This window comes from Vibrio sp. 10N.261.52.A1 (assembly GCF_002876325.1).
GTDB classification, from domain to species: Bacteria; Pseudomonadota; Gammaproteobacteria; order Enterobacterales; family Vibrionaceae; genus Vibrio; species Vibrio chagasii.
Genome location: NZ_MCYD01000951.1, coordinates 1 through 10686 on the forward strand (window position 1 = coordinate 1; position 10686 = coordinate 10686).

At 45.5% G+C, this 10686-nt stretch carries 13 protein-coding genes; 12 read left to right on the forward strand and 1 reads right to left on the reverse strand.

Annotated features, from left to right (window positions below; all coding sequences use genetic code 11):
* From BCT81_RS20625 to BCT81_RS20675, 11 genes are all read left to right on the forward strand, one after another.
* A partial coding sequence (locus BCT81_RS20625) for a bifunctional 2',3'-cyclic-nucleotide 2'-phosphodiesterase/3'-nucleotidase (RefSeq protein WP_102425658.1) occupies nt 1-1214 on the forward strand: 1214 nt, incomplete at its 5' end.
* Nucleotides 1215-1499: 285 nt separating this feature from the next.
* Complete coding sequence (locus BCT81_RS20630) at nt 1500-2087, forward strand: DedA family protein (RefSeq protein WP_102425659.1); 588 nt, start codon at nt 1500-1502, stop codon at nt 2085-2087.
* Nucleotides 2084-3217 (forward strand): ATP-grasp domain-containing protein, encoded by a 1134-nt coding sequence (locus BCT81_RS20635; RefSeq protein WP_102425660.1) that lies wholly within the window; start codon nt 2084-2086, stop codon nt 3215-3217. Before BCT81_RS20630 ends, BCT81_RS20635 begins: the two co-directional genes overlap by 4 nt.
* 19 nt (nt 3218-3236) lie before the next feature.
* Nucleotides 3237-3779: a hypothetical protein gene (locus BCT81_RS20640; RefSeq protein ID WP_102425661.1), complete on the forward strand. Its 543-nt coding sequence runs from the start codon at nt 3237-3239 to the stop codon at nt 3777-3779.
* 2 nt (nt 3780-3781) lie between these two features.
* Nucleotides 3782-4531, forward strand: a complete 750-nt coding sequence (locus tag BCT81_RS20645; RefSeq protein ID WP_102425662.1) for an NRDE family protein — start codon at nt 3782-3784, stop codon at nt 4529-4531.
* Between the two features lie 12 nt (nt 4532-4543).
* Entirely contained in the window at nt 4544-4981 is a 438-nt protein-coding gene (locus BCT81_RS20650; RefSeq protein ID WP_102425663.1) for a YHS domain-containing (seleno)protein, read from the forward strand.
* A 10-nt stretch (nt 4982-4991) separates the two neighbouring features.
* Nucleotides 4992-5435: a hypothetical protein gene (locus tag BCT81_RS20655; protein WP_102425664.1), complete on the forward strand. Its 444-nt coding sequence runs from the start codon at nt 4992-4994 to the stop codon at nt 5433-5435.
* 12 nt (nt 5436-5447) lie between these two features.
* Nucleotides 5448-7202: a lysophospholipid acyltransferase family protein gene (locus BCT81_RS20660; protein ID WP_102425665.1), complete on the forward strand. Its 1755-nt coding sequence runs from the start codon at nt 5448-5450 to the stop codon at nt 7200-7202.
* Nucleotides 7203-7273: 71 nt separating this feature from the next.
* The gene (locus tag BCT81_RS20665; protein ID WP_008220511.1) at nt 7274-7840 is read left to right on the forward strand and encodes a Crp/Fnr family transcriptional regulator; all 567 of its coding nucleotides are present in this window, start codon (nt 7274-7276) and stop codon (nt 7838-7840) included.
* Between the two features lie 57 nt (nt 7841-7897).
* Nucleotides 7898-8350 carry a GNAT family N-acetyltransferase gene (locus BCT81_RS20670; protein WP_102425666.1) on the forward strand — a complete coding sequence of 151 codons (453 nt, stop codon included), beginning with the start codon at nt 7898-7900 and terminating at the stop codon, nt 8348-8350.
* Entirely contained in the window at nt 8350-9198 is an 849-nt protein-coding gene (locus BCT81_RS20675; RefSeq protein ID WP_102425667.1) for a DMT family transporter, read from the forward strand. Before BCT81_RS20670 ends, BCT81_RS20675 begins: the two co-directional genes overlap by 1 nt.
* Nucleotides 9199-9248: 50 nt before the next feature.
* Here BCT81_RS20675 and BCT81_RS20680 read toward each other — a convergent pair whose 3' ends face one another.
* Nucleotides 9249-9833: a LysM-like peptidoglycan-binding domain-containing protein gene (locus tag BCT81_RS20680; protein WP_102425668.1), complete on the reverse strand. Its 585-nt coding sequence runs from the start codon at nt 9831-9833 to the stop codon at nt 9249-9251.
* A gap of 213 nt (nt 9834-10046) precedes the next feature.
* Here BCT81_RS20680 and BCT81_RS20685 point away from each other — a divergent pair, with 213 nt between their 5' ends.
* Nucleotides 10047-10667: an FKBP-type peptidyl-prolyl cis-trans isomerase gene (locus BCT81_RS20685; protein WP_008220519.1), complete on the forward strand. Its 621-nt coding sequence runs from the start codon at nt 10047-10049 to the stop codon at nt 10665-10667.
* The last annotated feature ends 19 nt before the right edge of the window (nt 10668-10686 follow it).

Here is a 10686-nt window from a genome sequence, read left to right on the forward strand (position 1 = left end):
TATCTGAAGTAGAAGGTATTGATGCGATTGCATTCGGTCACTCTCACGCCGTATTCCCAGGTAAAGGCTTCGACAACATCCAAGGCGTTGACAACGAAAACGGCACCATGAACGGTGTTGCGGCAGTAATGCCAGGTCGTTGGGGTAGCCACGTAGGTGTTATGGACCTAACACTGGCGCAAAAAGACGGTAAGTGGGAAGTAGTAAAAGGCCAATCTGAAGCTCGCCCTATCTACGACAAGATCGAGAAGAAATCACTGGCTGCAGCGGATGAAGGCATCGTAACAGCACTAGAAAAAGACCACCAAGCTACTCGTGATTTTGTGAACCAACCAATTGGTAAAGCAGATGACGTGATGTACAGCTTCCTGTCTCTAGTACAAGACGATCCAACCGTACAGATCGTTAACCTTGCACAAAAAGATTACGTAGAGCAATTCATCCAAGGCGACCCTGACCTAGACGGTACACCAGTACTTTCTGCAGCGGCACCATTCAAAGCAGGCGGTCGTAAGAATGACCCAGCAAACTTCACTGAAGTTGAATCTGGTCAACTAACTTTCCGTAACGCTGCTGACTTGTACCTTTACCCGAACACGCTAGTTGCGATGAAGGTAACGGGTCACGAAGTAAAAGAGTGGCTTGAGTGTTCTGCTGGCCAATTCAACCAAATCGATGTGAACTCAACAGCACCACAACAGCTGATTGAGTGGGATAACTTCCGTACTTACAACTTCGATGTTATCGACGGTGTGAATTACCAAATCGACGTAACTCAGCCTGCGAAATACGATGCAAACTGTAAAGTGGTTAACCCTGATTCTCAGCGTATTGTTGGCCTAACTTACCAAGGTAAGCCAATCGACATGAAACAAGACTTCCTGATCGCAACCAACAACTACCGAGCTTACAGCGCTAAATTCCCAGGCACAGGTGAAGACTTCATCGCATTTGATGCACCAGATGAGAACCGTACTGTACTGGCGAACTACATCTCTCGCGTAAGCAAAGAGCAAGGCCAAGTGAGCCCAACAGCTGATAACAACTGGTCATTCGCACCAATCAAAACGGATAAAAAGCTAGATATCCGCTTTGAAACTTCGCCAAGTGAGAAAGCGGCACAGTTCATCAAAGAGAAGGGTCAATACCCAATGAAACGTGTTGCCACTGACGATGTTGGTTTCGGCGTTTACCAAATTGATCTAACTAAATAGATTACTCTAGTAATCAATAGTTAACCTTCTAAAAGGCTGAGTTTAACGACTCAGCCTTTTTCTTTTCTTATCTAAATTCTCAGTGTAAAGCCTTAACTTGCGAAGCTTAAACTCCTGCTCATTCTTCGCCTAATATCGCACACCTCAAATCACCTATTGAATCCAATCAACGTAAAAAAGCTGCAATTCGCTGTAAGTTTTTCAGAGCTCCTCCTGTCTATTTAATTTACTACACTCAGTGAATGGTCAAAAACCATTCATCTATAGGATAAATAGGGACATTTGATGAGTACCGCCGAGAGCATTCAAGCATGGTTACATTCAGGAGAGGAGTCGCTGCTATGGCTAATGCTTGGCATCATCGCGCTTTCTTACCTGCTTGAAGACCTAGCGATTGTGACTGCTGCCGGTTTAGCCACGCAAGGGCTCATTCTTCCTCAATATGCGTTACTTGCAATTTTCATTGGCATTGCCACTGGTGATCTTGGTCTTTATTACCTTGGTAAATCAGGGCGTTATTTTAGAGGCGTTCGTTATAAGGCACTCACCAATCGGTACTTTCGTGCACTTCGCACCAAATTACGTCAAAACGCATTCAGCAGCCTTTTCGTTATCCGCTTTATTCCTGGGCTACGCACGGTTGGTTTTACCTTAAGTGGTTTTTTCGCCATCCCTCTCCCTACTTTCTTGTTTGCCGTGATCAGCGCCACTGCGTTATGGACTGGCATTGTCTTCTCTGCCATCTACTATTTAGGGACATCAGCGTGGCTGCAAGCCTCTGAATATCAATGGATCGTCATCCCGTGTGCCATCGCTTTGCTGCTTGTCGGTAATCGATTAATGAATAAAACCTACTCTAGAGGATTATCATGAGTTCACCGCAAGATATTCGCGTTATTCCCGCACATCAAATCAATGCAGGCATGCCTCTGCTTGAAGAAGATACTGTGCGCAGTGTCTCTCCTTATGAGTTTCTTCCGACTTGGTTTTTCTATACACCTGTCGTGATTCAGAGTCTGATTCAAGGGTTACGGCACTTTGATTGGGCACTGCCACTCATTGCCAACCCGAGTATCAAACTCAGCGGCATGGTTGGTGAATCAAAACACGAGATACTGAGCCTTGCCGGATCGTCAAGCCAGCACTGGATCTCGCCGTTTATCACCCTCACCAAAACTGATCTCAGCAGCAAGAAACAAGCAGAAGATGCGCTCAGTGCACTCATCCAATCGGATCTTGATTTCCCTATTGTGGCGAAACCGGATCTTGGTTGCCGAGGCGTGGGCGTCAAGCTGATCAATAACCAAGATCAACTTGAGCAATATATTGAATCCTTCCCAAATCATGCTCGCTTTTTGCTGCAAGAAAAGGCGCCTTATCAAGCTGAGGCTGGTGTTTTTTATGTTCGTTACCCGAATAGCAAACAAGGCGAGATCATTTCGATCACTCTCAAATATTCGCCAATGGTGACTGGCGATGGCACTTCGACACTCAAGCAATTAATAGAAGATAACCCGCGAGCAGGGCAGCTCAGTCACCTTTATCTACCAAGGCATGAAGATAAGTTGGATCAAGTACTCGCAGAGGGCGAAGAGTTCCAACTTGCGTTTGCAGGTAGCCATAGCCGTGGCTGTATCTTCCGAGATGGTAATCAATACATCACTCAGGCTCTAACCGAACGTTTAGATGAAATATTTGACGACTTCGATGGCTTCCACTTTGGTCGACTCGACGTCAAGTTTAAGGACATGCACAGCCTAATGAGAGGTGAGGATTTCACTATCCTTGAAGTCAATGGTGCAAGCAGTGAAGCTGGGCACATATGGGATCGCAATGCCCCACTGCGAGAGATTTTTTCTACGTTACTTCAACAATACCGCATTCTTTTTGACATCGGCGCTCAACAGAAACAGCGAGGCCACCAGCCTCCATCTTTTAAGAGCCTGTTTAACGCATGGCAAGAAGAGCGACGCCTTGTTCAACAATATCCAACCACCGACTAACTTTATATGAGGAACATGCATGAACCCGATAGCCCAGCCGAGCGCCTTTGCCGCTGTCTCTCCTAGTATCAAGGGAGCGGTAGAGATACTGAATCAAGGCCTAGAGTTTCTGACAGCAATTTCTGATAGCGATTATCTCACGAGTGCTAAGCCACACGTCACTAGCTCTATTGGTGAGCATACTCGCCATACGCTGGATCTTTTTCACGCTTTGATTTTGAAAGAGGATGCGACCATTGATTACAACACTCGCCGTCGTGGTCACCCAGTCGAATACGATAGGTCGATGGCAATCAAAGAGATCCACTACGTAATCAATTGGCTGGAGCGATTAGACCATCATGATCTAGAAGCACCTATCACGATCCAAACTGAGGTTTCGATGGATACTCAAGTGTTCGCTAGCCTACCTTCAACACTAGAAAGAGAAGTGACTTTTGCAGCGCTGCACGCCAATCATCACTACGCGATGATCAAAGTGATCACCACCTTCCTTGATGTTGAAACCTGTAACACCTTTGGTTATGCCCCAACCACTAGTAGCTATCTGAGGGAGCAATAATCATGTGTTCAGTATCTTGGTTACTTGAAGAAAATGGTTATCAGGTCTTTTTTAATCGTGATGAACAAAAGACACGAGCATTAGCCATGCCACCTAAACAGTATCAAGTTAACGGTGTCGATATCATCATGCCACTCGACCCAACAGGCGGTGGTAGCTGGATCAGCATTAACCAGTACGGGCTTTCACTATGCCTGCTCAACAACTATCAAGGCATAGTTCCAGTCGGCCCTTTAGTCAGCCGTGGTTTATTACTGAAAAACCTATCCTCGAGTCGTAATCTCAGTCAGCTTTCCGAGGCTTTTCATAGGCTCAACCTAAACTCGTTTGCCCCATTTACCTTACTGGCTTTTGCTCCGAATTTAACGCAGCGCAACGGTGTGGTAATTGCCTACATGTGGGATGGTATTCAACAGAAAATAGTGGAAACCGACTCACCACTGTTCTCATCCGGTGTTGATTTAGAACGAGTACAAGCCTACCGACAAGCCCAATACGATCAACTGGTCGCGATGGGGAAGAATCAGCAGAACTTGCTCAAGTTTCACTCTCACCATCATAGTGAACAGCCTCATTTAGCAACCTGCATGCATCGTCAAGACGCACACACAGTCAGCTTTACCCATTTACGTAATTTGCACGGTCAAGCCTCGATGTTTTATGCATCCGGCTCACCTTGCGAACCAATCAAACCGTGCCAGATAAATCAGCAGCGCTTTACCTTTGATTTATCACCAGCAATCAATCTATAGATGGAGTCCATCATGAGAAAACTAATCACCATGGTCATGCTACTTGTCAGTCCTTACGTATTTGCCGCCGATGAAATCTATACCGGCTTCTTTAGCAGTAAGGCACTCGATGGCTACGATACCGTAGCTTACTTCACCTCAGGCAAGCCTGTTGAAGGCAGTAAACAATTCAGCACTGAATACAAAGGTGCGGATTGGTATTTCTCTTCTGAAAAGAATCTGACTTTATTTGTTAATAATCCTGAAAAATATGCCCCTCAATATGGTGGTTATTGCGCATGGGCCGTTTCTGCCAAAAACGATTTTGCTCCAGGCGATCCACAGTATTGGACCATAGTGGATGACAAACTTTACCTGAACTACGACCAAGAGATTCAGGAGACCTGGGAGAAAGACCGTGCCCAGCATATTCAACAAGCCGATAAAGCTTGGCCGAAGCTGATTAAGTAAGGGAATAACCATGACATTCACACCCGCTAAACATCTTCCGGCAGCATTAATCGCTTTTGTGTTCATTCAGTCGCTGTTTTTTAAATTCACAGGCTCATACGAGACAGAGCATATATTTGGCACGCTCGCGACATGGTCAGGCTTAAGCTGGTTCGGTTCGTTTGGTGGCTATTTGATAGGCATCGCTGAATTGATTGCAGCCATTCTACTGTTCACTCGCTGGCATGGCCTGGGTGCCATTATGAGTTTAGGGATCATGAGTGGCGCAATTTTCTTCCACCTGTTTACGCCACTCGGCATTCAAATGCCTGAGTTCAATGCAGCAGGCGAGATAGTCGGTTACGACGGCGGGTTGTTGTTTGGCATGGCATGCCTGGTTTGGTTATGCGGTGCGTTTTTAAGTGTGAAAGATTTCAAGAATCAAGACGGTTTCCTAAATAACTTTAGTCAATAAGGTAGCTTCATTATGATTGATAGTCCTTTTCGTTTACCACGTTACACGCCTTTTGGTTTGGGTGAGTCTGTTGTCGAGTGGGCAACTGGGCTATCTAAGCTAGACCGACTCTATCAAGATCGCCAAGACGAGTTATCTAGTTTCGAATTCATGAATTACACCTTGTCGGCGCTCAATATCGACTACTCCATTGCATCAGGAAGCACGGAAAACATTCCTGAAGAAGGCCCTGTTGTGATTGTAGCGAACCACCCACTCGGCGCGATTGAAGGAGTGATCTTAGCTGATCTCGTAGGATCAGTAAGAAAGGATGTGAAGGTGTTGGCGAATGAGTTACTCAAACGACTACCTGAACTGGATGATCTTTTCATTGGTGTTGATGTCTTTAATGGTAAAGAATCGAAAAGGACCAATGCCAAGGCCATTCGAGATGCCAATCATCACCTAGCTGATGGTGGGCTGCTGATCGTGTTCCCAGCCGGAGAAGTATCCAGCTACCGCAAAGGAGCAAAAACACTTACCGACATTGAGTGGAGCAAGTCCGTTGCTAAATTTGTTAAGCGCCATCAAGCGACGACAGTTCCAATCTTTATCAATGGAAAAAACAGTGAGCTGTTCTATCAAGCCGGTCGAGTGCATCCACTACTGAGAACCGCGCTACTCGGGCGTGAACTTCTCAATAAACAGGCGACAACTATCTCTATCTCGATTGGCTCATCGATTCCGTATTCAGAGATAAAATCGTTTGAAAAAGAGATGGATATCGTCAACTATCTAAGGCTCAACACCTATCTTATGAGTCAACAAGATAGCCCGACCACGCAGATCCACGCCCCCTCTTTCGATACCCAAGTGATTGCGCCAATATCACCAGAAGTATTGGCAATAGAGATAGACTCACTACCTCAAGAAACGATGCTACTCGAACAGGGTGACTTCGAGGTCTACTGTACGCCAAGCCAATCTATTCCCAATTTAATGCGAGAGATTGGTCGAGTCAGAGAAGAGAGCTTTCGAGAAGTCGGTGAAGGTAGCGGGCTTGCTTGTGACTTGGATGAGTATGATCTTTACTACCATCAACTGTTTGTGTGGAACAAAGCTAAGGCCGAATTAGTCGGTGCTTATCGACTGGGTATGGTCGACAAGCTAATTGCCGAACACGGATTAGACCAACTCTATTCCCGTAGCCTGTTCAACTACAATAAAGAGTTCATCGATACCTTAGATAACAGTATTGAACTTGGTCGCTCTGTAGTGAGTAAACCTTATCAAAAGAGCCTCAATTCACTGTTACTGCTATGGAAAGGTATTGCGACTTTTGTCTCTCGACACCCTAAATACACTCACCTATTTGGCCCGGTCAGTATCAGTAATGATTACAGCCACAATGCACGCCTGTTGATCGCGACGACCTTATCGATTCACCATTATGATGAAGAAAAGGCGAGTCTGGTTTCTCCTTCGTCACCGCTCAATACTAGCAGTCATGTGTTCTGGCAAAATCACCTATTGTCTTCACTAGCAAGTGTGCCTCTACTATCCAAAGTGTTAGCTCGTATGGAGCAAGGAAAAGGATTACCGGTACTACTGCGCCAGTATCTTGGGATGAATGGCAAGCTAGTGTGCTTTAACGTCGACCCATCGTTTAATGATGCGCTAGATGGCTTGATTGTGGTTAACCTTAAGAAGGTACCATTGAAAACCTTAGGTAAGTACATGGGGCGAGAGCTTGCTCAAGATTACCTAGAGCAGCACACTCAACGCTGATTTAGCCCGAACTGTACCTACACTCAAATAAGTGCGATGATTTCAGCACTTATTTGGGTTAGGTTATTTTCATGCACACATCTTTTATCGAACAACTGCAAAGCTTCGACTTCTCAGAAAGTCAGATTGAATCGCTAGTCGCTGTCGCCAAGCCTCTTGAGCTACCAACCAGACACATCCTTATTAACCAAGGAGAGATGGCGGGCTCAATTTACTTCGTGCTTGAAGGCTTATGCCACGCTTGTTACCTCACTGATGAGGGCAAGCAATACAGCAAAGAGTTCTACTGGGAGCAAGACTGGATCATCGGCTTTGAAAGCTTGATAAAAAACCAAGCGTCCCCTTACCTGCTTGAAACCCTCACACCTATCACGCTATTAGAACTGCCAATGAAGGCCGTAATCGAGTGGCGTGCCTCTAATAATCCTCTGTATTTAAAGTTGTTAGAAACCCAGCTGATGCACAAGGAAAACAAAGAGCGATTCATGTTGCTCTATACCCCAGAGCAGCGTTACCAGCTTTTCTGTGAGCACTACCCCGATCTGGAACAACGCCTCAACGACAATCAAATTGCTGCCTACTTAGGAATAACGGCGATAAGCTTGAGTAGAATTAAAGGTCGAATTAACAATAGTTAATGCCAACAGTCAGTGTGCATAGTACATTCAAAGCATCGATAATCTCTGGATGTAAACATGATCACTTGGCACTCTATTCCCTTTTCTGAACTTTCAACACAGCAGCTCTATCAACTACTGCAACTACGAGTCGATGTATTTGTAGTTGAGCAAACTTGCCCTTATCCAGAGCTCGATGGCAAAGATAACCTTGAAGGTGTTCAGCACCTAATGGGCTATGCGGACGGAGTACTCATCGCTTGTGCTCGTTTATTACCACCTGGCACGACTTATGACAATGCCAGTATTGGCCGAGTTGCCACCAAACTATCAGCAAGAGGCAACGGTTTAGGGCATAAATTACTGGTAGAAGCATTAACTCGCTGTGAGGCATTATGGCCGAACACGACCATCGATATTGGTGCACAAGAACACCTAGAAAGCTTCTACGCAAGCCATGGATTCAAGACGATATCTGAAATGTACTTGGAAGATGATATTCCGCACGTAGACATGAGATTAGAGAAGTAATGTCGAATATCACTGTCGGTATCCTATTGCTGATTGCGGGCAACCTGTTTGCCTCGCTCTCTGACGTAGCGGTAAAATTATTGAATGGTGAAGTACCGCCTCTTCAGTATATTTTTTTCCGTCAGTTGATATCTCTGTTACTCATTACTCCTTTGTGGCTGCAACAAAACAAAGAACAACGCCGCTTACAACAAGCCAAGGTCACCTTAATTCGTGGACAGCTGATCCTAATCGGCAGTGGGTGTATGGTGGTCGCGATCACTCATATGTCCTTAGCGACAGCTAACGCGGTATTTTACGTAGCCCCATTGTTGATGCTGCCTCTGTCAGTGCTTCTACTCAAAGAGCAGCCTGCGCTTGGCAAAGTCATCGCCACCACTGTCGGCTTTGTTGGCGCGCTAATCGTTTTACGGCCATCGCAATTTCACTGGGCAGCACTGTTTGCATTGGGGACTGCACTAACGCTTGCCCTGTTCAATGTATTGGTACGAAAGCTCCCTAGTGAACAATCTGTGGTGACCACGTTGTGGTGGACAACCCTCTTCTCTATCCCAGCCTCGTTAATACTATGCTTATTGTATTGGCAACCGGTGTCTTTAGAACATCTTGGATACATAGCATTGAGTGCGACGCTCATACTGAGTTATAACGGGCTTGCGGTTGCCGCCTACCAAAAAGCACACTCTAGTCAGATTGCCCTCGCTGAATATTCAGGCTTGGTGTTTGTCGCGTTGATTGGCGCCATATGGTTCGATGAGATCCCTGATACACTCACCTTCATTGGTATTATGTTGATCATCTTACCGCTCGCGCCTTTCAAGCGACCAAAAAAAAGAGCTAATGCTTAGCTCTTTTTTGTCTCGTTCGTACTGTTGAGTTCGTCACTCACGCAAGATATCTATTTGCTGCGGCCAAAACCACCATCAGATAAACGGAAGAACATAACTGATGTGTCGCCCTTCTCTAATTGCAGGATATCAAGTTGTCCGGTTTCAGCTAATTTGAATCGAACTAACTGACCTTTGCGGATCTGGCTGAGTGGCTTGTCTGCGCCTTCAATACGCACTAGCGCATTTAAATCAGACAGTGGTAGATCGTTGTTTCGAAAAACCTGAGCCAAGGTATCACCTTGCTTAACTAGGTATTCCTGCCAATTATTGTTACTCGGCTCTGATGAGCTGCTCTTGGTGTTTTGCTGTTCGCTCAACCCAACGGTATTTATCTCTAGCGCAACGCGAGATGTAACCGGAGTTGCCTCTACTTTAGGTTCAGGCAACGGCACAACAAGTAGGACAAGAACGATCGGCGAAATCACCATTAATAATCTTTGGTGTAATTTTGGTAATGAGCCCCAAGTTTGCACTGCTGAGGTTTTCAGTCCTTTAATATCGATCGAGCTCAATTTCTCTTTGACCTGATTCAGTCGATCCTTGAGTTCTGCTAAGTGGTCAACTTTCTGCTTTTTCTTTTGACGACGATTCATACCACTGCGTCCTATAAATTGAATAACTACAGTATAAAAACCAAAGTACCAACAGTATAGATCTTTCCGTCACAACGGGGCTCAATGCAAGAAAATTGACATGGCTGTGATTTGGACACGGTAAAGCGCAAGTGATCAGGGACTAGCCGTTTCTTCACGCTGCTAATACTGGTATTCTTACCTTTTTCGTACTGACAAAAAGAGTGACTTTTCATGTCTGAAGTAAAATTTGAAACTGTAGAGCAAAAAGCTAGCTACGGTATCGGTCTACAAATGGGCCAACAACTTGCTGGTTCTGGTCTTGAAGGCCTAAACGTTGACGCAATCGCTGCTGGTATCGCTACAGCTCTAGTTGGTGACATGCCAGCTATCGAAGTTGACGAAATCAACAACGCACTACAAGAGCTACACACTCGCGGTGAAGCTGCACGTCAAGAACTAGCTAAAGCTGCAGCTGCTGACGGCGAAGCTTTCCTAGCTGACAACGCTCTTCGTTCAGAAGTAACCGTTCTTGAGTCTGGTCTTCAATACGAAGTACTAACGGAAGGCACTGGCGAAATCCCAACTGCAGACAAGCAAGTACGTGTTCACTACCACGGCGAACTAACTGACGGTACTGTTTTCGACAGCTCTGTATCTCGCGGTCAACCAGCTGAATTCCCAGTAACTGGCGTAATTCAAGGTTGGGTACAAGCTCTACAAATGATGCCTGTTGGCTCTAAGTGGAAGCTATACATCCCTCAAGATCTAGCATACGGTGAGCGTGGCGCAGGTGCTGCAATCCCACCATTTGCAGCTCTAGTATTTGAAGTTGAACTTCTAGCTATTCTTTAATTTTTATAAAAACCTTTAG

Coding starts and splice junctions, on each gene's coding strand:
- BCT81_RS20675 (WP_102425667.1), top strand. CDS start 8,350: ATGTCGAATATCACTGTCGGTATCCTATTGCTGATTGCGGGCAACCTG.
- BCT81_RS20685 (WP_008220519.1), top strand. CDS start 10,047: ATGTCTGAAGTAAAATTTGAAACTGTAGAGCAAAAAGCTAGCTACGGT.
- BCT81_RS20680 (WP_102425668.1), bottom strand. CDS start 9,833: ATGAATCGTCGTCAAAAGAAAAAGCAGAAAGTTGACCACTTAGCAGAA.
- BCT81_RS20635 (WP_102425660.1), top strand. CDS start 2,084: ATGAGTTCACCGCAAGATATTCGCGTTATTCCCGCACATCAAATCAAT.
- BCT81_RS20655 (WP_102425664.1), top strand. CDS start 4,992: ATGACATTCACACCCGCTAAACATCTTCCGGCAGCATTAATCGCTTTT.
- BCT81_RS20640 (WP_102425661.1), top strand. CDS start 3,237: ATGAACCCGATAGCCCAGCCGAGCGCCTTTGCCGCTGTCTCTCCTAGT.
- BCT81_RS20645 (WP_102425662.1), top strand. CDS start 3,782: ATGTGTTCAGTATCTTGGTTACTTGAAGAAAATGGTTATCAGGTCTTT.
- BCT81_RS20660 (WP_102425665.1), top strand. CDS start 5,448: ATGATTGATAGTCCTTTTCGTTTACCACGTTACACGCCTTTTGGTTTG.
- BCT81_RS20630 (WP_102425659.1), top strand. CDS start 1,500: ATGAGTACCGCCGAGAGCATTCAAGCATGGTTACATTCAGGAGAGGAG.
- BCT81_RS20670 (WP_102425666.1), top strand. CDS start 7,898: ATGATCACTTGGCACTCTATTCCCTTTTCTGAACTTTCAACACAGCAG.
- BCT81_RS20650 (WP_102425663.1), top strand. CDS start 4,544: ATGAGAAAACTAATCACCATGGTCATGCTACTTGTCAGTCCTTACGTA.
- BCT81_RS20665 (WP_008220511.1), top strand. CDS start 7,274: ATGCACACATCTTTTATCGAACAACTGCAAAGCTTCGACTTCTCAGAA.